Source organism: Streptomyces sp. NPDC058751 (assembly GCF_042746485.1).
Lineage (GTDB): Bacteria > Actinomycetota > Actinomycetes > Streptomycetales > Streptomycetaceae > Streptomyces.
This window is the reverse complement of the sequence record NZ_JBHYPZ010000047.1, coordinates 24,967-45,579: the sequence shown is the minus strand read 5'-3', so window position 1 is coordinate 45,579 and position 20,613 is coordinate 24,967. Positions and strand designations below refer to the sequence as shown.

The 20,613-nt window shown below is 71.1% G+C and carries 15 protein-coding genes and 5 tRNA genes; 8 read left to right on the top strand and 12 right to left on the bottom strand.

What is annotated here, in order from left to right:
- Positions 1 to 116: 116 nt before the first annotated feature.
- The gene (locus ACFW6B_RS33565) at positions 117 to 1,211 is read right to left on the bottom strand and encodes a Leu/Phe/Val dehydrogenase (RefSeq protein WP_386602153.1); all 1,095 of its coding nucleotides are present in this window, start codon (positions 1,209 to 1,211) and stop codon (positions 117 to 119) included.
- A 266-nt stretch (positions 1,212 to 1,477) separates the two neighbouring features.
- Between ACFW6B_RS33565 and ACFW6B_RS33560 the strand changes: the two genes are divergently transcribed.
- The gene (locus ACFW6B_RS33560) at positions 1,478 to 2,332 is read left to right on the top strand and encodes a hypothetical protein (RefSeq protein WP_386602151.1); all 855 of its coding nucleotides are present in this window, start codon (positions 1,478 to 1,480) and stop codon (positions 2,330 to 2,332) included.
- 638 nt (positions 2,333 to 2,970) lie between these two features.
- Positions 2,971 to 3,177 (top strand): developmental transcriptional regulator BldC, encoded by a 207-nt coding sequence (bldC, locus tag ACFW6B_RS33555; RefSeq protein WP_003949541.1) that lies wholly within the window; start codon positions 2,971 to 2,973, stop codon positions 3,175 to 3,177.
- 467 nt (positions 3,178 to 3,644) lie between these two features.
- On the opposite strand, the gene ACFW6B_RS33550 is transcribed toward bldC, so the two are convergent.
- The 9 genes from ACFW6B_RS33550 to ACFW6B_RS33510 form a co-directional block, all read right to left on the bottom strand.
- Positions 3,645 to 3,836, bottom strand: coding sequence for a DUF6274 family protein (locus tag ACFW6B_RS33550; protein ID WP_386602149.1), 192 nt, complete (start codon positions 3,834 to 3,836; stop codon positions 3,645 to 3,647).
- A 302-nt stretch (positions 3,837 to 4,138) separates the two neighbouring features.
- Positions 4,139 to 4,213 (bottom strand) — tRNA-Asp (locus ACFW6B_RS33545).
- Positions 4,214 to 4,308: 95 nt separating this feature from the next.
- Positions 4,309 to 8,313: an ATP-dependent RNA helicase HrpA gene (gene hrpA, locus ACFW6B_RS33540; RefSeq protein WP_386602147.1), complete on the bottom strand. Its 4,005-nt coding sequence runs from the start codon at positions 8,311 to 8,313 to the stop codon at positions 4,309 to 4,311.
- A gap of 67 nt (positions 8,314 to 8,380) precedes the next feature.
- The gene (locus ACFW6B_RS33535) at positions 8,381 to 8,728 is read right to left on the bottom strand and encodes a hypothetical protein (protein WP_386602145.1); all 348 of its coding nucleotides are present in this window, start codon (positions 8,726 to 8,728) and stop codon (positions 8,381 to 8,383) included.
- 183 nt (positions 8,729 to 8,911) lie between these two features.
- Positions 8,912 to 8,985 (bottom strand) — tRNA-Phe (locus ACFW6B_RS33530).
- 24 nt (positions 8,986 to 9,009) lie between these two features.
- Positions 9,010 to 9,084: transfer RNA gene (locus ACFW6B_RS33525), tRNA-Asp, on the bottom strand.
- A gap of 50 nt (positions 9,085 to 9,134) precedes the next feature.
- Positions 9,135 to 9,207: transfer RNA gene (locus tag ACFW6B_RS33520), tRNA-Glu, on the bottom strand.
- An 80-nt stretch (positions 9,208 to 9,287) separates the two neighbouring features.
- The gene (locus ACFW6B_RS33515; RefSeq protein ID WP_386602142.1) at positions 9,288 to 10,898 is read right to left on the bottom strand and encodes a metallophosphoesterase; all 1,611 of its coding nucleotides are present in this window, start codon (positions 10,896 to 10,898) and stop codon (positions 9,288 to 9,290) included.
- 94 nt (positions 10,899 to 10,992) lie between these two features.
- Entirely contained in the window at positions 10,993 to 11,343 is a 351-nt protein-coding gene (locus ACFW6B_RS33510; RefSeq protein WP_386602140.1) for a metallopeptidase family protein, read from the bottom strand.
- Positions 11,344 to 11,504: 161 nt separating this feature from the next.
- Between ACFW6B_RS33510 and ACFW6B_RS33505 the strand changes: the two genes are divergently transcribed.
- From ACFW6B_RS33505 to ACFW6B_RS33485, 5 genes are all read left to right on the top strand, one after another.
- Positions 11,505 to 12,758: a serine hydrolase domain-containing protein gene (locus ACFW6B_RS33505; protein WP_386602138.1), complete on the top strand. Its 1,254-nt coding sequence runs from the start codon at positions 11,505 to 11,507 to the stop codon at positions 12,756 to 12,758.
- A 196-nt stretch (positions 12,759 to 12,954) separates the two neighbouring features.
- The gene (locus tag ACFW6B_RS33500) at positions 12,955 to 13,476 is read left to right on the top strand and encodes a hypothetical protein (RefSeq protein WP_386602136.1); all 522 of its coding nucleotides are present in this window, start codon (positions 12,955 to 12,957) and stop codon (positions 13,474 to 13,476) included.
- A 420-nt stretch (positions 13,477 to 13,896) separates the two neighbouring features.
- Entirely contained in the window at positions 13,897 to 16,083 is a 2,187-nt protein-coding gene (locus ACFW6B_RS33495) for a DEAD/DEAH box helicase (protein WP_386602134.1), read from the top strand.
- A 184-nt stretch (positions 16,084 to 16,267) separates the two neighbouring features.
- Positions 16,268 to 17,803: an amino acid permease gene (locus tag ACFW6B_RS33490; protein ID WP_386602131.1), complete on the top strand. Its 1,536-nt coding sequence runs from the start codon at positions 16,268 to 16,270 to the stop codon at positions 17,801 to 17,803.
- 121 nt (positions 17,804 to 17,924) lie between these two features.
- Positions 17,925 to 17,997: transfer RNA gene (locus ACFW6B_RS33485), tRNA-Lys, on the top strand.
- Between the two features lie 60 nt (positions 17,998 to 18,057).
- Here ACFW6B_RS33485 and ribA read toward each other — a convergent pair.
- Positions 18,058 to 18,702 carry a GTP cyclohydrolase II gene (ribA, locus tag ACFW6B_RS33480; RefSeq protein WP_386602129.1) on the bottom strand — a complete coding sequence of 215 codons (645 nt, stop codon included), beginning with the start codon at positions 18,700 to 18,702 and terminating at the stop codon, positions 18,058 to 18,060.
- A 123-nt stretch (positions 18,703 to 18,825) separates the two neighbouring features.
- Positions 18,826 to 19,335, bottom strand: coding sequence for a MarR family winged helix-turn-helix transcriptional regulator (locus ACFW6B_RS33475; RefSeq protein ID WP_386602127.1), 510 nt, complete (start codon positions 19,333 to 19,335; stop codon positions 18,826 to 18,828).
- Positions 19,336 to 19,413: 78 nt separating this feature from the next.
- On the opposite strand from ACFW6B_RS33475, the gene ACFW6B_RS33470 reads away from it, so the two are divergent.
- Positions 19,414 to 20,583 (top strand): dihydrofolate reductase family protein, encoded by a 1,170-nt coding sequence (locus ACFW6B_RS33470; RefSeq protein WP_386602125.1) that lies wholly within the window; start codon positions 19,414 to 19,416, stop codon positions 20,581 to 20,583.
- Positions 20,584 to 20,613 lie beyond the last annotated feature (30 nt).

Below are 20,613 nucleotides of genomic sequence, written 5' to 3'. Positions count from 1 at the left end.
CTGGTCAACCGCGATTTTAACCCCTTCTGGGCCTACGACCCGCCGACAGACGTGAGAGTTCTCTCCCAGTCGTCCGTCGGCGGGTCCCTGACAAGCGCCGATCGCCCCGGAAGGCGTCAGCCGCGCCGCGCCTCCGCCATCCGCTGCTCGGCGATCCGGTCGGCCGCCGCGGCCGGCGGGATCCCGTCCTGCTTCGCACGTGCGAATATGGCCAGCGTGGTGTCGAAGATCTTCGTGGCCTTCGCCTTGCACCGGTCGAAGTCGAAGCCGTGGAGCTCGTCGGCGACCTGGATGACACCGCCCGCGTTCACGACGTAGTCGGGGGCGTACAGGATCCCGCGGTCCGCGAGGTCCTTCTCCACGCCCGGGTGCGCGAGCTGGTTGTTGGCCGCGCCGCACACGATCCGGGCCGTGAGCACCGGCACCGTCTCGTCGTTGAGCGCGCCGCCCAGGGCGCAGGGCGCGTAGATGTCGAGGCCCTCGGTGCGGATGAGCGTCCCGGTGTCCGCGACGGCCGTGACGCCCGACGGGTGCCGGTCCAGGATCCGCCGCACGGACTCCGCCCGCACGTCCGTGATCACGACCTCGGCGCCGTCCTCGCGCAGGTGGTCGACCAGGTGGTGGCCCACCTTGCCGACGCCGGAGACGCCGACCTTGCGGCCGCGCAGCGTCGGGTCGCCCCACAGGTGCTGCGCGGAGGCCCGCATGCCCTGGAAGACGCCGAAGGCGGTCAGGACCGACGAGTCGCCCGCGCCGCCGTTCTCCGGGGAGCGTCCGGTCGTCCACCGGCACTCGCGCGCCACGACGTCCATGTCGGCGACGTAGGTGCCGACGTCGCACGCGGTGACGTACCGGCCGCCGAGCGAGGCGACGAAACGGCCGTAGGCGAGGAGCAGCTCCTCGGACTTGATCTGCTCGGGGTCGCCGATGATGACGGCCTTGCCGCCGCCGTGGTCGAGCCCGGCCAGGGCGTTCTTGTACGACATCCCGCGCGCGAGGTTGAGGGCGTCGGCGACGGCCTCCTGCTCGCTCGCGTAGGGGTAGAAGCGCGTGCCGCCGAGGGCGGGGCCCAGGGCGGTGGAGTGGAGGGCGATGACGGCCTTGAGGCCGCTGGCGCGGTCCTGGCAGAGCACGACTTGCTCATGACCACCCTGGTCCGACTGGAACAGGGTGTGCAGTACATCAGCAGGTGCGCCGGTTACGTCGGTCACTGTGGTGACTCCTGGGTAAGAAGCGGCGGTCGGGTGCGGGGCCCGTGCGGATGGCGGGCTCCGTGGGAATGAGATTAGAGCCTGCGTCGACCCGCCCCCGGTGCAGTGGTCAGGATCACCCGCGGGCGGGGTACGGCCGTGGTTCGATTTGCATAGGTTTCTCTTCGGGTTCAGGACGGTGTCCGCCGGTTCCGTGAGCGGTCCAGGCCTGTTCCACGAGCGGTTCTCACTGGTTTTCCCGGTGGTCGACGGGGGAGGGAGCAGGGGTGCCCAAGGTGTCCGCGGTGATCGTCCCGTACACGTCGTACCTGCGGGTGTACGAGCCACTGGCCGCGTTCCCCGAGCCCGAGCGCGCCCACTGGACGCGCTACGCCCGGCGCGCCGAGCGCCCCTCGTACCAGGACGAACTGCGCCGCTCGCTGGCCGACCTGCTGCCCACCCCGCCGGTCCCCGTGCCGGTGCACGAGAGCGGTGACGCGTTCGTCGCCGAGGTCGACGGCGTGGTGTGCGTCTGTCCCTGGCGCACCCGGCTGCGCGGCTGGCAGGCACTGGACGGGCTGGGCGAGGAGCTTCCCGCGTCCGTCCTCGACGCGGTGCTGCCTCCGCTGGTGCGCCGTCAGGCCGCCCTGGACTACGAGCGCTGGCTGGCGCGCAACCCCGATGCCCGCCCGTGGATCCGCACCTCGACCTGGCAGGTGCCGCTGAACTGGTTCGTCCTCGTCGCCGACGAGGAGCGGGAGTACGAGAAGGGGACGGGCCCGGGCCCGGGCGGAGCGCCGCCGCTGCTGCGTTACCGGACGCCGATGGTGCAGGCGCGGCGGCGCACGGCGCGGGCCCTGCGGACGCTGAGGGACGCGCTGGACGAAGGGCCGCTCATCGAGGGCCTGGTGGACGTGGGGCGCTGGCTGGAGGAGTTCCACCCGCGCTCGCTGGTCGAGCTGGACTACGGCGGTCTCGTGCACACGCTGCCGGCCGGTGATCTGGAGGACGACCACTCCGCCGCGGACGTGGCCGAGGGCATCGAGGCGCTGCGCACCGGGGACGGGGCGGCGGCGGGCGAGGCGTACGGACGGCTGGTGGAGCGTTGGCGGTCGGTCAGGGAGCGGCGTTCGTCCAACTGAAGGGCGGCCGCGGGCGGGTCCTCGCGGGCGGCGCCGGAGCGGTCCGCGCCCGCCCGTGCGCGCGGGGGTCCGGACGGGGTGGGAGGGGGGTTGCGATCCACCCGTGCCGGTGTGATCTGCTTCTCACAGGTTTGGTGTCGAACTCGCGTATGGTCCTCGCACGCTGAAGAACCCTCACGTCAGGGACGTAATCCCCGATACGGGCGTATGCGTCAACGAGTGCCAAGCGTGACGGAGGGCACTTACCCGGCCCTTGCGTCGCTTCCCCATCCTCGTGTCAAAATAGGACAAGGAGCCCGGGGGAGGGCTCTCTCCACCCACTTATGGGAGGGGATCTCGGCATTGCACGCTTTTGGGACGTCTGGTGACTCCTGATCGCCCTGTGACTGATCGTCACAGTGGCGTGACTGTCCGCTATGGCATGGTCCATCGGCTTCCGTCGCTGATGAACACCTGGGAGGGCAATTCCATCGGTTTGGCCGACGCGGCTGGACGGATGGTGTAGTTGTAGTGCCGAGGACAAGCCGTTCGTCCTATAACCGACTCGACTCGCGTCCGCCATATCGGGCAACGCGGGTCAAGGTGCAGAATTTAGAGGAAAGAACCGAGAAGGTTCGGTTCTCCCGAGGAGGCCGCTCATGACCGCTCGCACCCCTGATGCCGAGCCGCTGCTGACCCCGGCTGAGGTCGCCACGATGTTCCGCGTAGACCCCAAGACGGTCACGCGGTGGGCGAAGGCCGGCAAGCTCACGTCCATCCGCACGCTCGGAGGGCACCGCCGTTACCGCGAGGCTGAGGTCCGCGCACTGCTCGCGGGTATCCCGCAGCAGCGCAGTGAGGCCTGAGTCACCGCATAACCGGACAAGTCGACGGATCCCCCAACCCGTGGACGCGTCCACACCTCAGCTCCAAGCGACGCGGGTTCTGCCCCAACAGAGCTCACGCCCAAGCGTTTTTGCCATATGAACAGGGTGCGTCGTAGATCGCGCTGGACTCCGCCGGGTCCAGCGCGATTTTTTTTGTGCGTTCCGCGCGCCCCGGCGGCCGTCCTGTGAGCGGCCTTGTCGGACTCTGGGGGCGGGTGTCGGATCGGCTGTGGACGCCCTCGACGAGGGGTGCAATTGCACATATTAAATTGACTGGTTGTAGGAGGGGGGTAAGTTCCACACTTCTGAAAACATATGCGGTGACTCCCGTCACATGTCGCACTCCTTGTCCCCCGAGAGCCCTGTGCGCTAGGGGAGTTGGGCTCGTGAGGGGTCGCGTCACCCCTGGTCGCGCGGGGGGCGGCGGTCGCGGAGGCGGTCCAGGGTCACGCCGTCGGGGGGTCCTCGTCCTCGGGAGGGCCCTCGGGGTCCCGCTCGTCGTTCGGGACGGCCTCCATGGCCAGCCGGGCGAGCTGATGGCAGATCGGACAGTGCCGCGTCAGATGGCGGTACCCGGAGGCGGCCGCCAGGTGGGCTCGGAGCAGAGCCCGGGTCTCGTGCCGGGCGGACACCGCCATACGCACCTCCAGAGGGCCGGCAGGGCGAGGGCCCTGGATTCCGGGGTACCGGTGGAATGTGACGCCGTCAAGGGACGGGGACGGGGACGCGCCGCGGAGGTGGTCGGGGGGTCCTGGAGGCCGCGTGCGGGCCGGTGCGCGCACACGGACGGGCGGCGCGCGGGCACGGCGCGGACGAGGCCCGTACCGGCGCAGGGACACGGCATGCAGGCGTACGGGCACGGCCGGCCGGCGTACGGGCGGACACCGGGTGCGGGCATGCGAAAAGGCCCGGAGCCGAAGCTCCGGGCCTTTCCTTCGTGCGGTCCTGACGGGATTTGAACCCGCGGCCTCCACCTTGACAGGGTGGCGAGCACTCCAAACTGCTCCACAGGACCAGGTTTCGCAGCGACTTGTTCTTGCGCCGTGCTGCGAAACAGACTGTACATGAGGTCAGACCCCCGGGTCGAACTCACCACCCGTACGGACGCCGTTACGGGACCGCGGCGTCGATCGCCTTCACGATCCGCTTGTCGGAGACCGGGTACGCCGTGCCGAGCGCGTGGGCGAAATAGCTGACCCGCAGCTCCTCGATCATCCAGCGGATGTCCAGGACCGACGGGGGCACCGGACGGCCCTGCGGAAGCTGCTCCAGGAGCCAGGCGTACTCGTCCTGCATCTCGTGGACCTTCTCCATGCGGCTGGTGTCCCGCTGGGCACCGGTCGGCATCTGCTGGAGACGGCGGTCCGCGGCGACCAGATAGCGCATCAGGTCCGGCAGCCGCCGCAGTCCCGTCGCCGTGACGAAACCGGGCTTCACGAGGCCGTCCAGCTGCTTGCGCACGTCCGCCAGGTTCGCGAGCAGGACCGGGCTCCTGACGCCCTTCAGACGGCGCTCACAGGCCTGCCAGGCGGCGAGCACCTGCTGCACCTGCCCGACCGTGCGCACGGTCGTGTCGACGATCTCGGCGCGCACCTTGTCGTACAGCTTCCGGTAGGACTCCTCGTCCCACGCGGGGCCGCCGAAGTCCGCGATCAGCTTGTCCGCCGCGGCCATCGCGCAGTCGTCGAAGAGCGCCTGCACCGAGCCGTGCGGGTTCGCGGACAGCGCCAGCTTCTGGGCGTTGGTCAGCTTGTCCGAGGCGAACTTGCCCGGGTTCACCGGGATGTTCCGCAGGATCAGCCGGCGGGTGCCCTTCCACATGGCCTCGGCCTGCTCGGCCTCCGTGTCGAAGAGCCGCACGGAGACGGTGTTCGCCGCGGGGCCGTCGTCGACCAGCGCCGGGTACGCCTTCACCGGCTGGCCGGCCCGGCGCGTCTCGAAGACCCGCTTGAGCGGGCCGATCGTCCAGTCCGTCAGCCCCGAGCGTTCCAGGGACTCGCCGCCCTCGCGCTCCGCCGTCGCCGCGGCGGCCTGCGAGATCGCCTGGCGCGCCTTCGGCTTCAGCCGGAGCTTGAGGGACTCCAGGTCCTTGTCCTCGGCGAGCTTGCGGCGCCGCTCGTCGACGATCCGGAACGTGACCTTGAGGTGGTCGGGGAGCCGTGACCAGTCGAAGTCGTCGGCCGTCAGCGGCACCCCGACCATGCGCTTGAGCTCGCGCGCCATGGTCAGCGTCAGCGGCTCCTGGAGCGGTACGGCCCGCTCCAGGAACTTCTGGGCGAAGTTCGGGGCGGGAACGTAGTTCCGCCGGATCGGCTTCGGCAGCGAACGGATCAGCTCCGTCACCACCTCCTCCCGCAGCCCCGGGATCTGCCAGTCGAAGCCGTCGTCCGTGACCTGGTTCAGCACCTGGAGCGGGATGTGGACGGTCACGCCGTCCGCATCCGCGCCCGGCTCGAACTGGTAGGTCACCCGGAACTTCAGCCGCCCCTGGAGCCAGGAGTCGGGGTAGTCGTCCTTGGAGACCGCCCCGGCCCGGTCGTTGATGAGCATCGAGCGCTCGAAGTCGAGGAGTTCGGGCTCCTCGTGCCGCTTGCGCTTCCACCAGGAGTCGAAGTGCGCCCCGGACACGACGTGTTCGGGCACCCGCTGGTCGTAGAAGTCGTACAGCGTCTCGTCGTCGACCAGGATGTCCCGGCGGCGGGCCCGGTGCTCCAGCTCCTCGACCTCGGTGAGCAGCTTGCGGTTGTCGGCGAAGAACTTGTGGTGGGTCCGCCAGTCGCCCTCGACGAGCGCGTTGCGGATGAACAGCTCGCGGCTGACCTCGGGGTCGATCCGCCCGTAGTTCACCTTCCGCTGCGCGACGAGGGGCACGCCGTACAGCGTGACCTTCTCGTACGCCATCACCGCGGCCTGGTCCTTCTCCCAGTGCGGTTCGCTGTACGTCCGCTTGAGCAGATGGCCGGCCAGCGGTTCCACCCACTCCGGCTCGATGCGGGCGTTGACGCGCGCCCAGAGCCGCGAGGTCTCGACGAGTTCGGCGGACATCACGAACCGCGGGGGCTTCTTGAACAGCGCCGAGCCCGGGAAGATCGCGAACTTGGCGTTGCGGGCGCCCAGGTACTCGTTCTTCCCGGTGCTCCTGCCGCTCTCCGGCTTGCCCGTGCTCCTGCCGCTCTCCGAGCCGCTCTCCTTCACGTCCTTCATGCCGATGTGCGAGAGCAGACCGGCGAGCAGGGACACGTGGACGCTCTGCTCGGGCGCGTCCTCCTCGTTCAGATGGATGCCCATCTGCTTGGCGACGGTCCTCAGCTGGCTGTAGATGTCCTGCCACTCGCGGATGCGCAGGAAGTTCAGGTACTCCTGCTTGCACATCCGGCGGAACGCGGACGAGCCCCGCTCCTTCTGCTGCTCGCGGATGTAGCGCCAGAGGTTGAGGAAGGCCAGGAAGTCGGAGGTCTCGTCCTTGAAGCGGGCGTGCTGCTGGTCGGCCTGCGCCTGCTTCTCGGACGGCCGCTCGCGCGGGTCCTGGATGGAGAGCGCGGCCGCGATCACCATGACCTCGCGCGCGCAGCCGTTCTTGTCGGCCTCCAGGACCATCCGGGCGAGCCGGGGGTCGACGGGCAGCTGGGCGAGCTTGCGGCCGGTCTGCGTGAGCCGCTTGCGTACGTCCTTCTCCGTCGGGTCCAGCGCGTTCAGCTCCTGGAGGAGCTGGACGCCGTCGCGGATGTTGCGGTGGTCCGGCGGGTCGATGAAGGGGAACTTCTCGATGTCGCCGAGGCCGGCCGCGGTCATCTGGAGGATGACGGAGGCGAGGTTCGTCCGGAGGATCTCGGCGTCGGTGAACTCCGGCCGGGCGAGGAAGTCGTCCTCGGAGTACAGCCGGATGCAGATGCCGTCGGACGTACGGCCGCAGCGGCCCTTGCGCTGGTTGGCGCTGGCCTGTGAGACGGGCTCGATGGGCAGCCGCTGCACCTTCGTGCGGTGGCTGTAGCGCGAGATGCGCGCGGTGCCCGGGTCGATCACGTACTTGATGCCGGGGACGGTCAGGGAGGTCTCGGCGACGTTGGTCGCCAGAACGATCCTGCGTCCGGTGTGCGGCTGGAAGACGCGGTGCTGCTCGGCGTGTGACAGCCGCGCGTACAGCGGCAGCACCTCGGTGAAGCGGTAGTTCTTCTTGTTCAGCGCGTCGGCGGTGTCGCGGATCTCGCGCTCGCCGGAGAGGAAGACGAGGACGTCGCCCTTGCCCTCGGCCTGGAGTTCCTCGACGGCGTCGCAGATCGCGGTGATCTGGTCGCGGTCCGCGTCCTCGGAGTCCTCCTCGAGGAGCGGGCGGTAGCGCACCTCGACGGGATACGTCCGCCCGCTGACCTCGACGATCGGGGCCTCGCCGAAGTGCCGGGAGAAGCGCTCCGGGTCGATGGTCGCGGAGGTGATCACGACCTTGAGGTCGGGGCGCCTGGGCAGCAGCTGGGCGAGGTAGCCGAGCAGGAAGTCGATGTTCAGCGACCGCTCGTGGGCCTCGTCGATGATGATCGTGTCGTACGCGCGCAGCTCGCGGTCCGTCTGGATCTCGGCGAGCAGGATGCCGTCCGTCATGAGCTTGACGAAGGTGGCGTCCGGGTTCACCTGGTCGGTGAAGCGGACCTTCCAGCCGACCGCCTCGCCGAGCGGTGTGTCCAGCTCCTCCGCGACCCGCTCCGCCACCGTGCGGGCGGCGATACGGCGGGGCTGCGTGTGCCCGATCATGCCGCGCACGCCACGGCCCAGCTCCATGCAGATCTTGGGGATCTGGGTGGTCTTGCCGGAGCCGGTCTCACCGGCGACGATCACGACCTGGTGATCGCGGATGGCCTCCGCGATCTCGTCCTTCTTCTGGCTGACCGGAAGCTGCTCGGGGTACGTGATCGCGGGCACGCGGGAGCGGCGCTCGGCCGTGCGGGCCTCGCCCTTGGCCATCTCCGCCTCGATCTCGGCGAACACGGCGGAGCGGGCCTCGGGCTTGCGGATCTTGCGCGCGCCTTCGAGCCTGCGTCCGAGCCGGTGCGCGTCGCGCAGGGGCAGCTCGGCCAGACGGGCGGCGAGATCGCCTAGGGCGGGGGCGGGGTGCGTAGACATACGCGGTCCAGGATCTCATCCCGGGGAAATCCGTGGCGAACCCTTTTGCCGTGGCCGCGCGGGCGGGTCAGGGGGCGCGCTGCGGGGGCGGCGCGGGCGCGTCGCCGGCGGGCGCGGGGTTCTTGGCGGTGGTGTGCGCGGGCTCCCGCCGGGGCGGCGATCCCAGGGCGATGGACCGGGCGGTGTTGGAGACGGCCTTGATGCCCAGGTAGGCGGTGGTCATGCTGCTCACCGCGGTGAACGCGGCGGTGAGCACGCCGACGATCACGGCCTTGTCGCCGTCGAGCCGCCAGACCCCGAAGACCGCGACGCCGGCGATGGCGAGATTGCTCATCACGACCGCGACCAGCCCGTACCGGGCCCGGTCCTTCTCCAGCTCGGTGTCCCGTGGCGCCCCGGTCTCGTCCCGGCCCATGTCGTCCCCCCGAAATGCCCGACGGATCAGCCAGAGAAGCTAGCGCCGACCGGGTGCGCTGCCAAACGGACCGTCGCTTACCGGTCACACCCGTCCCCCGTGTGCGCGAGAGGTGCGCGGTTCCTCTCGGGCCCCGTGAACGATGAAACCCCCTCCGGTGACCCGGAGGGGGTTTCGTTCTTGTGGCTGGGGCCGGGGTCGAACCGGCGACCTATCGCTTTTCAGGCGATCGCTCGTACCAACTGAGCTACCCAGCCACGAGGTTTCCGGAGAAACCTCAGCGGTCCTGACGGGATTTGAACCCGCGGCCTCCACCTTGACAGGGTGGCGAGCACTCCAAACTGCTCCACAGGACCAAGCTGTTGTGTGCGAAACGTGCCAGGCAAGTGTCGCACACGGTGTTGCGTGCCCCCAACGGGATTCGAACCCGTGCTACCGCCTTGAAAGGGCGGCGTCCTAGGCCGCTAGACGATGAGGGCTATCGGCCCGCCTGCGCGCTTTCCAGCGCGTCGGGGACGTCATGAGCATATGGGATGGCGGCGGGTATCGCCAAAACGGTTTACGGGGAGGTCCCGGAAGGGGTCCCCGAGCCCCTCGGGGACGGGGCTGGCGAGGGGGTCGCGCCCGGCTGGTTCTCCTGGGCCAGATGGCGGCTGACCTCGGCCGTCGTGAGGCCGAGACCGCCCAGCCGGATCTCGTCCCAGGCCTGGAGCCGGCGGGTGTCACGGTCCACGTAGAGGACCGAGGCCTCGATCGGGGCGGGGTACCCGCGCTCCACGGCCCGCAGTCCGCTGCCGCCCGTCGAGCCCTCGATCCGCAGCCGGGTGCCGTGCTTCATGACCTCCATCTCCTCGTGGTGCAGATGGCCGGCGAGCACCAGGGGCACCTCGCCGTCCGTCCGGCGGGCGGCGAGCGGTTCGTGGGCGACGGCGATGTCGACCGGGGTGCCCGCGGCGCGCTGGTCGCGCAGGGCGGAGGCCAGGCGGGCGCCCGCGAGCTCCTCCGCCGCGTCGCCGCCCGGCGCGGTCGAGCGGTCCGGGGTGAACCGAGGATCGCCGATGCCGGCGAAGCGCAGGCCCGCGACCGTGACCGCCCGCCCGTCGTCGAGGACGTGGACGTTCTCCAGGCGTTCCAGGTAGCGCTGCGTCTCGCGCGAGTCGTGGTTGCCGCGGACCCAGACGTACGGGGCGCCCAGGTCCGGGACCGGGTCGAGGAAGCCGTTCTCGGCCGCCGAGCCGTGGTCCATCGTGTCGCCGGAGTCGACGATCACGTCGACCGCGTACTGCTCCACGAGCGAGGCGATGATCTTCCAGCTCGCCGGGTTCAGATGGATGTCGGAGACGTGCAGCACCCGGACCGTGGTGGGGTCGGGCTCGTAGACGGGGAGGGTGGACGCGACGTCGTACAGCTTCGTCACGTTCGTCACCAGGCGTGCCAGCTCCTTCTGGTAGACGTCGAACTCGCTGACGATGCCGCGGGCGTCGCCGACCAGGGACGGCGCGGAGGCGAGGAGGCCGGAGTACTTCGGTTCCAGGACCGACTCGGGGTTCCAGGTGGCCAGGGCGGTCGTGCCGGAGGCTGCCAGGAGGCCGAGGGCGAGGCCGCCCGCGGCGAGGGCGCGGCGCGGGCGGCGGTAGACCACGAGGCCGAGGGCGGCGGCGCCGGAGACGACGGCCGTGCAGGAGCGGACCGCCAGGTCGAGGGTGCCGTGCTCGACGTCCTGCACGATCTCGTCCTGGAGTCCGGCGAGGCGTTCCGGGTGCTCGACGAGGGCCTGGGCGCGTTCGGGGTCGAGGCGGTCCACGTCCACGTCCAGGCGCAGCGGGGCCTCGTGGCTGCTCAGCTCCAGCGCGCCGAGAGGAGAGACGTTGATCTTCGTGCCGCCGGTGAGGGAGGGGCGCAGGGTCATGGTGGTGTTCATGGGGCCGACCGGGACACGGACGTCGCCCACGACCAGCAGTCCCAGCCACGCGCCGAGCAGCACCACGCACAGCAGCCCGAGGGTGCGGGTGTACGGGTTCTGCCGGGCGGCGAGTCCGGGCACCGCGCCCTTGTGGCGGCGGGGTCGGCGTGGGTGGCCGGGGCGGCGGCCGAGCGCGCGCAGCGCCCGCCCGGCGCGGTCGGCCGTGCGGCGGACGGCGGCGGGCGCTGCGACGGGGACGCGGGCCATTTGTCCCGTCTGCCCAAGGCGTGGGGAGGGTATGCGGGGTTCCGTCACCCTCGCGCGGGGCGGTCGGCGCGGCCGGGTTCCGCCGGTGGCGCGGTCAGCCCCAGCCGAGTTCGTGCAGCCTCTCGTCGTCGATGCCGAAGTGGTGGGCGATCTCGTGGATCACGGTCACGGCGACCTCGTGGACCACCTCGTCCGCGGTCTCGCAGGTGCGCAGGGTGGGGCCCATGTAGATCGAGATGCGGTCGGGGAGCACCCCGGCGTACCACTCGCCGCGGTCGGTGAGCGGGGTGCCCTCGTAGAGGCCCAGCAGGTCGGGATCGTCCGCGGGGGGCTCGTCCTCGACGAACACGGCGACGTTGTCCATGACCCGGGTCAGTTCGGGCGGGATCCGGTCCAGCGCCTGGCTCACGAGCTCTTCGAAGGTTTCGCGCGTCATCTCCAGCACCCGGCCATTGTCGGGGATGACGTGCCGGTGGCGGCGTACGACGGAGACCCGGAGGGGCCGGATCCGCAGGGGAACCGGGCGTCTGCCCCACATGGGGTGTCTCTTAGCATTTTCGGAGTGTTATGACGAATTGAGATGACCCGTCCGGTGATAGTGCGGGCATGACACGCATCTTCTCCCCGGCTTTTCCGGTCGGTCCGGGCGTGCGCGCCCGGGTCCGCAGGGCTTTCCTGTGCGCCGCGCTCCTCGCCCTCATGTTCCAGGCCGCCGCGCCGGCGTCCGCCCGGGTGCCCGGCCGTGACGGCGGGAGCGACTGCGTGAGGACCGGAGGGGCCCTCGGCGGCGAGGCCCGCGAGGTCCTCGCCATCGCCCGCAAGGCCAAGGCCGACCTGCGTCTGAAGTCGGTGGAGCTGAAGGTCACCCGCCGCGGGCGCGAGGTCCTGACCGACGCGCTCGGTGAGTCCATGACCGGCGTCCCGGCCCGGCCGGACATGCACTTCCGCGCCGGCTCCGTGGCCTTCTCCTACGTCGGCACGGCCCTGCTGCAGCTCGTCCAGGAGGGCGAGGTGAGCCTGGACGACACCGTGGAGCGCTGGCTGCCGACCGTGCCCAAGGCGAACCGGATCACCCTGCGGATGCTGGCCAGCAACACCACCGGGCTGCACGACTACGTCACCGACCCGGCCTTCCTGGCCGAGCTGGAGGCCCACCCCTTCCGCCAGTGGACCCCGCAGCAGCTGCTCGCGTACCCCTACAGCCACCCGTTCTGGTACGAGCCGGGTACCAACTGGAGCTATTCGCACGCCAATTACCTGCTGCTGATCCAGGCGCTGGAGAAGATCACCGGGACCCGGATCGACCGGCTCCTGCGGGAGCGGGTGACGGGTCCGCTGGGGCTCGACGACACCCGGAACAACTTCACCCCCGACATCCCGCGCCCGGTCCTGCACGCCTTCACGTCCGAGCGCGGCCTGTACGAGGAGTCCACCTTCTGGAACCCGTCGTGGACCACCGCGCCCGGTGCCGTGATCACCACGCACATCTGTGACCTGGCCCGTTCGGCGCAGGGCATCGGCAGCGGCGAGCTCGTCTCGCGCCGCTCCTACCGCACCCTGCTCGACCCGGGCACGGTCGGTCTCGGCCACCCGACCGCCACCTGCCCCGCCACCGTCTGCCTGGAGCAGACCGAGGCCAGGCACTTCGGGCTCGGTGTCATCGTGGTCAACGGATGGGTCCTGCAGAACCCGTCGTTCTCGGGCTACGCGGCGATCCAGGCGTACCTCCCGTCCGACCGTCTCGCCATCGCGGTCAGCGCCACCAAGACCAAGGACACCCCCGACGGCAACATGGCCGAGGTGGTCGCCCAGCGCATCGCGGCCGCGCTGGCCCCGCAGGCGCCGCTGGCGATCGGCTGACCCGCGCCGTCCCGCCCCTCCGCGTGCGCCGCGCGCGGAGGGGCGGGCCCCGCGGACGCGCCCCGCGGGCCCGACCCGGCCCGCGGGGCGCGTGTCCTCGCGCGGGCGGCGGGAGTTGGAGAGGGGGAACTCCCGCTTCTCCCCACGCTCCCGGCTCCTTCCGAGCGGGGGACACCCCGTTCGGAGGTGGTCGCCCGTGCGCGCCTTGTACGTACCCGTCCGTCTGGCCGCCGCGGTCCTGGCCGTGGCCGCCACCGCCGGCTGCATGAGCGTCGGCGACGACGCGGGGCGGCCGGGGCCCTCGCACTCGGCGGGCAGACGGGCCGAGGGGGCGCCCGGAGACGGGCCCGCCGCCGTGGGGGGCGGCGAGGTCAGGTCGTACAGCGGGAAGAGCGGCAGGGGCGGCAGGAAGGGCAAGGCCTCCGCCGAGCCGGGGAAGTCCGCGTCCGGCGGGGCGTCGGCGTCGGCGTCCCCGGGCGCGGAGCCGTCCGCGAAGGCGACGGGCAAGGCCGGCGGCCCCGCCGAGGAGACCCCGGCGCCGGGCGGTGAACCGACTCCCGCGGGCACGTCGGAGGAGCCGTCGCCCGAGCCGTCGCCGGCCGCGCCGTCGTCGCCGCCCGACCCCGGGACGCCCGAGCCGTCGTCGTCGGCCCACGAGCAGCCGGTGACGCAGCTGATCCAGCGCGAACCGGCCCCCGAGGCGGGCCTGCCCGCGTAGCGCACCCGGAGAACCCCGGAGAACACGGCACGGCCCCGGTCCTGCCCCGCCCGCCGGCCCTTGTCCGGCGCCGGTCCTCGCCCCGGCGCCGGGCGCCGGTGTGGCGGGGTTCACGGGGATCGGGAGGGCGGATGTGGCCGGTTCAACAGCGCGGTCGGCGCGGGCGGGGTAGCGTGGAGGACGCGAGCAGGTGGCTTGGAATGCACCCTCACCTGGTCGTATGAGGCTTGGTTTGCCTTCATGGGGGAAGGGTGCGTATGGTAGTAGATCGTTTGATCCCATTTGCCCGGCGCCGCCGCAGAGAGCGCCGCGTGGCGCGTACTCTCCCCTGCCGTGGCCGGACCGCATAGAGGCGGTCGTTTGCGACATTCACGGAGTTTGGGCGCGTGCCGAAGAAACTCCGGAAGGTTCGCATTTCGCATGTCTGTTTCCAGTACTGACCACGTCGTCGTGCCCGAGAACGACGAGAACGTCGACGCGGTCGAGGCCACGATCGAGGCTGTCGAGACGGTCGAGTCCGCCCCCGAGGTCACCTTCGCGGACCTCGGTCTCCCCGAGGGCGTCGTCCGCAAGCTCGCGCAGAACGGCGTGACCACCCCCTTCCCGATCCAGGCCGCGACCATCCCGGACGCCCTGGCCGGCAAGGACATCCTCGGCCGTGGCCGCACCGGCTCCGGCAAGACCCTCTCCTTCGGTCTGCCGACCCTGGCGCAGCTCGCCGGTGGCCACACCGAGAAGAAGAAGCCGCGCGCCGTCATCCTCACGCCGACCCGTGAGCTGGCCATGCAGGTCGCCGACGCGCTGCAGCCCTACGGCGACGTCCTCGGCCTGAAGATGAAGGTCGTCTGCGGCGGTACGTCGATGGGCAACCAGATCTACGCCCTGGAGCGCGGCGTCGACATCCTCGTCGCCACCCCGGGCCGTCTGCGCGACATCATCAACCGCGGCGCCTGCTCGCTGGAGAACACCGAGATCGCCGTCCTCGACGAGGCCGACCAGATGTCGGACCTGGGCTTCCTGCCCGAGGTCACCGAGCTGCTCGACCAGGTCCCGGCCGGCGGCCAGCGCATGCTGTTCTCCGCCACGATGGAGAACGAGATCTCCACGCTGGTCAAGCGCTACCTGAGCAACCCCGTCACGCACGAGGTCGACAGCGCCCAGGGCAACGTCACGACCATGTCGCACCACATCCTCATCGTGAAGCCCAAGGACAAGGCGCCGGTCACCGCCGCGATCGCCTCCCGCAAGGGCCGCACGATCATCTTCGTGCGCACCCAGCTGGGCGCCGACCGCATCGCCGAGCAGCTCCGCGACGCCGGTGTGAAGGCCGACGCGCTGCACGGCGGCATGACCCAGGGCGCGCGCACCCGCACGCTGGCCGACTTCAAGGACGGCTACGTCAACGCGCTCGTCGCCACCGACGTCGCCGCCCGCGGCATCCACGTCGACGGCATCGACCTGGTCCTGAACGTGGACCCGGCCGGCGACCACAAGGACTACCTGCACCGCTCCGGCCGCACCGCCCGCGCGGGCCGCTCCGGCACCGTCGTGTCGCTGTCGCTCCCGCACCAGCGCCGCCAGATCTTCCGGCTGATGGAGGACGCGGGCGTCGACGCCGCGCGTCACATCATCAACTCGGGCACGGCCTTCGAGCCCGAGGTCGCCGAGATCACCGGCGCCCGGTCGATGACCGAGGTCCAGGCCCAGTCCGCGGGCGACGCCGCCCAGCAGGCCGAGCGCGAGGTCACGCAGCTCACCAAGGAGCTGGAGCGCGCGCAGCGCCGTGCAGCCGAGCTGCGCGGTGAGGCCGACCGCCTGGTCGCCCGTGCCGCGCGTGAGCGGGGCGAGGACCCGGAGGTGGCCGTCGCGGCCGCAGCCGAAGCCGCCGAGCAGGCCGTCGCCGAGACCCCGGCCGCCGAGGCCGTCGTCGTCGAGGCGGACGAGCGTCCCGCGTACGAGCCGCGTCAGCGTCGCGACGAGCGGGGCAACTACGAGCGTCGTGACAACGACCGCGGTGGTTTCCGCCGTGACGGCGACCGTGGTGGCTTCAACCGCGATGACCGTGGTGGCCGTTCGTTCGAGCGTCGTGACAACGACCGCGGTGGCTTCCGTCGTGACGACAGCCGTGGTGGCTTCAACCGCGATGACCGTGGTGGCCGTTCGTTCGAGCGTCGTGACGACAACCGCGGCGGTGGCTTCCGTCGCGATGACAGCCGTGGTGGCGGTTTCAACCGTGACGACCGTGGCGGCCGTTCGTTCGAGCGTCGTGACGACAACCGCGGCGGTGGCTTCCGCCGTGACGACAGCCGTGGTGGCGGTTTCAACCGTGACGACCGTGGTGGCCGTTCGTTCGAGCGCCGTGACGACAACCGCGGCGGCTTCAACCGTGACGACCGTGGCGGCCGTTCCTTCGAGCGTCGTGACGAGCGTGGCGGCCACCGGGGCAGCGACCGTCCCTTCAACCGTGACCGCCAGGGCGACCGTCCCGCGGGCGGCGGCTTCCGCTCCGGCCACGACCGTCCGGCCGCCCGCCGCGACGACCACCGTGCCACGGGCGCCGGCTCGTTCCGTCGCGACGAGAAGCCGCGCTGGAAGCGCAACGGCTGACACGGCCTGACGTGAACCGTCGAGGGCCCGTACGACTTCGGTCGTACGGGCCCTTCGTGTTGCCGGGGCCTTCGTGGCGCCCGGATCCCCGCTGACCTGCCGAGGGGCCGCATGGGTCTTTTCCGGCCAATGTGACGCCCTTTCCGGCGCATGTCATGCCCTCGGCGAGGGAATCGCTGGGTGCATGACAGATGACGCCAGAGTGACTGGGCTGTCGGACGAAGAGCGGCTCGCCCAGCTCGGCTACACGCAGGTTCTCGCCCGCCGCATGTCGGCGTTCTCCAACTACGCGGTCTCCTTCACGATCATCTCGGTCCTGTCGGGCTGCCTGACGCTGTATCAGTTCGGTATGAACACCGGCGGTCCCGCCGTCATCACCTGGGGCTGGGTCGCGGTCGGACTGATGACGCTGTTCGTCGGGCTCGCGATGGCCGAGATCTGTTCGGCCTATCCGACGTCCGCCGGGCTGTACTTCTGGGCGCACCGGCTCGCTCCCGAGCGCAGCAGGGCGGCCTGGGCGTGGTTCACGGGCTGGTTCAACGTCCTCGGCCAGGTCGCGGTGACCGCCGGCATCGACTTCGGCGCCGCGCTGTTCCTCGGCGCCTACCTGAACCTCCAGTTCGACTTCGGGGTGACGCCGGGCCGCACGATCCTCCTGTTCGCCGCGATCCTGCTCCTGCACGGCCTCCTCAACACCTTCGGGGTGCGGATCGTCGCCCTGCTCAACAGCATCAGCGTGTGGTGGCACGTCGTCGGCGTCGCCGTCATCGTCGGCGCGCTGACCTTCGCCCCGGACCACCACCAGTCGGCGGACTTCGTGTTCACGGAGTTCGTCAACAACACCGGCTGGGGCAGCGGGGTCTACGTCGTGCTCGTCGGACTCCTCATGGCCCAGTACACGTTCACCGGGTACGACGCCTCGGCCCACATGACGGAGGAGACCCACGACGCCTCCACGGCCGGGCCGAAGGGCATCGTGCGTTCCATCTGGACCTCGTGGATCGCCGGGTTCGTCCTGCTCCTCGGCTTCACCTTCGCCATCCAGTCCTACGACGGGGCGCTGGGCTCGGCGACGGGCGCACCCCCGGCGCAGATCCTGCTGGACGCGCTCGGCGCGACGGCCGGCAAGCTCCTGCTGCTCGTCGTGATCGGCGCCCAGCTGTTCTGCGGCATGGCGTCCGTGACCGCCAACAGCCGCATGATCTACGCCTTCTCGCGCGACGGCGCGCTGCCGTTCTCCTCGGTGTGGCACACGGTCCACCCGCGCACGCGGACCCCCGTCGCGGCGGTCTGGCTGGCCGCGCTGGGCGCCCTCGCGCTCGGACTGCCGTACCTGATCAACTACGCGGCCTACGCGGCCGTGACGTCGATCGCGGTGATCGGCCTCTACGTCGCGTACGTCATCCCGACCCTGCTGAGGGTGCGCAAGGGCGACGCCTTCGAGCGCGGGCCCTGGCACCTGGGCCGCTGGTCCCGGCCCGTGGGGGTGATCGCGGTCGGCTGGGTGGCCGTCATCACGGTCCTGTTCATGCTGCCCCAGGTCTCCCCGGTCACCTGGGAGACGTTCAACTACGCCCCGGTCGCGGTCCTGGTCGTCCTCGGGTTCGCCGCGGCCTGGTGGCTGGCCTCGGCCCGGCACTGGTTCCTCAACCCGGAGCACCAGCGCACGATCGCCCGGGAAGCCGCCCGCAAGGGTGCACCCGAACCGGTCGATCCCTGACCTTGCGGGCCTTCGGCGCGGCCGGGTCACCGATACCCGATCGGAGTCCCGGCCGCGTCCCGCTATGCTCGGGGATGCATCGGCGCGCTCCGGTGTGCCGTGCCGGTGTTTTCCGGTGCGGGGACCCTTAGCTCAATTGGCAGAGCAGTGGACTTTTAATCCATTGGTTGTGGGTTCGAGTCCCACAGGGTCTACGGAAGAGCCCCCGGTTCGGATCGCTCCGAACCGGGGGCTCGCTTCGTTCCGCCGGGGTGTCAGCCCGCGGAGAGCCCCGCGCGCTCCGTGAGTTCGGGCAGCGGCAGGGTGTGCTGGGTCTGGAGGACCTTGGCGCGCAGGTAGCGGACGTTGTGGTCGGTGGTGAAGACGCCCGTCGGCACGCGCCGGGAGACCGTGACGCCGAGTTCGCGGAGCTGGTCGGCCTTGTCCGGGTTGTTGGAGAGCAGGTCCAGGGAGCCGATGCCGAGGGCCCGGAGCATCTGGGCGGCCGCCGTGTAGTCGCGGCCGTCCTCGGGCAGGCCGAGGGCCGCGTTGGCGGCGTAGGTGTCCAGGCCCTGGTCCTGGAGGGCGTACGCGTCGAGCTTGTTGTAGAGGCCGATGCCGCGGCCCTCCTGGCGCAGGTAGAGCAGGACGCCGCCGCGGTCCGCTATCCGTTCCACCGCCTCGCGCAGCTGGGGTCCGCAGTCGCAGCGGGCCGAGCCGAACACGTCGCCGGTCAGGCACTCGGAGTGCAGTCGCACCAGCGGGTTCGCGCCGATCTCGCCGAGGACGACGGCCAGGTGCTCCTCGCCGTCGTCGAGGCCGTGGAAGGTCACGAGCTCGGCGTCGACCGAGTAGCCGTCGCCGAAGCGCAGGGGTACGCGGACGCGGGTGCGCACGGTGGCGGTGGGGTGGTCGCGCATGGTGTCTCTCCGTCCGGCGGGTTCGCACGAGCTGTGCTTCAGATTTGAAGCACAGCCTCGGAACGAGACCCTACATCTGCTTAAAACTTCAAGCAACGGGGGTTCGGGCCCGCGTCGAGCGCTTCACGAGGAGCAGGAACGGCGCCGCCACGGCAGATCCTCCCCGGGAGCCCCGGGATCCCCGCTCTGGATGGCCCGGGTGATGGTTCCGCAGATCTCCTCCAGCTGCCCCACCTGCTCGGGCGTCAGATGGTCGAAGACCGCCGTCCGTACCGTCTCGACGTGCGCGGGCGCCACCCGCTCCAGGAGTGCCATGCCCTCGTCGGTGAGGACGGCCATGTGTCCGCGCCTGTCGGTGGGGCAGCCCTCGCGGCGTACCGTGCCGTCCTTCTCCAGCCGTGCCACCGCGTACGTCAGCCGGCTGCGGGTGATCTTCAGGGCCTCGGCGAGGTCGGTCATCCGCAGCCGCCGGTCCGTAGCCTCGGACAGCCGGGACAGGATGGAGTAGTAAAGGTGGGGCATCCCCGCCTCCGCCTGGAGCCGGCGGTCGATGGCGTCCGCCAGGAGGGAGCTAGCGGAGATGTACGAGCGCCAGGCGCGCTGTTCGGCGGCGGAGAGCCAGCGGGTCGTCATGAGACCAGTCTAGGTATTGTTTAAAACTTGAACCACTGCGCTCGGCCCTGTGCGCGTGCGACCGGAGGATGCGTTCCGATGCCCCGTCCCTACGTCCTGCTGTCCGCCGCCGTCTCCCTCGACGGCTTCCTGGACGACACCGGCCCCGAGCGGCTGCTGCTCTCGGGCCCGGCCGACTTCGACCGGGTCGACGAGGTGCGGGCCTCCAGCGACGCGATCCTGGTGGGCGCGGGCACCCTGCGCACGGACAACCCGCGGCTCCTGGTCAACTCCGCGGAACGGCGCGCGGCCCGCGTCGCCGACGGCCGCCCCGAGTACCCGCTGAAGGTCACCGTCAGCGGATCCGGCGAACTGGACCCGAAGGCGCAGTTCTGGCACACGGGCGGCGAGAAGGTCGTCTACACGACGGACGGGGGCGCGCCGCGGGCCGCCGCCGCGCTGGACGGCCTCGCCGGCGTCGACGTCGTCCCGACCGGCCCCGCACTCGACTGGCGCGTGCTGCTGGAACACCTCCACGACGTACGGGGCGTGCGCCGCCTCATGGTCGAAGGGGGCGGCAAGGTCCACACCCAGCTCGTCGGCGAGCAGCTCGCCGACGAACTGCAGCTCGCCGTCGCCCCCCTCTTCGTCGGCCAGCCGGACGCGCCGCGGCTGTTCGGGACCGGGAACTACCCTCCGGGGCGGATGCGGCTGGTGGAGACCCGGCCCGTCGGCGACGTCGTGCTCATCCGGTACGTCCCCACCGCGCCCGGCACCGGCCCGCTCGCCTCCGCCGCGGACCGGCGCTGGCTGGAGCTCGCCTGCGAGCTGGCGGAGCTGTGCCCGCCCTCGGGGACCGCGTTCAGCGTGGGCGCCGTGGTGGTCGCGGCCGACGGGACCGAGCTGGCCCGGGGCCACTCCCGCGAGGGCGGCGACCCCGTCGTGCACGCCGAGGAGGCCGCCCTCGCCAAGATCGACCCGGCCGATCCCCGGCTGGCCGCCGCCACCGTCTACAGCAGCCTGGAGCCGTGCGCCCACCGCGCCTCACGGCCCGTCCCGTGCGCCCGCCTCATCCTCGACGCCGGTGTGCGGCGGATCGTCACCGCCTGGCGCGAGCCCGACACCTTCGTCACGGACGCCGACGGGAGCGGGCTCCTCGCGGCCGCGGGCGCCGAGGTCGTCGTCCTCCCCGAGTACGCGGCCCGCGCGGAGGCCCCCAACGGGCACCTCGCGGACCGGGCGTCCGCGTCGCCGGAGGGGCGTGTTTAAACGGATGTGCTTCGGGTCCCGCGGATGGCG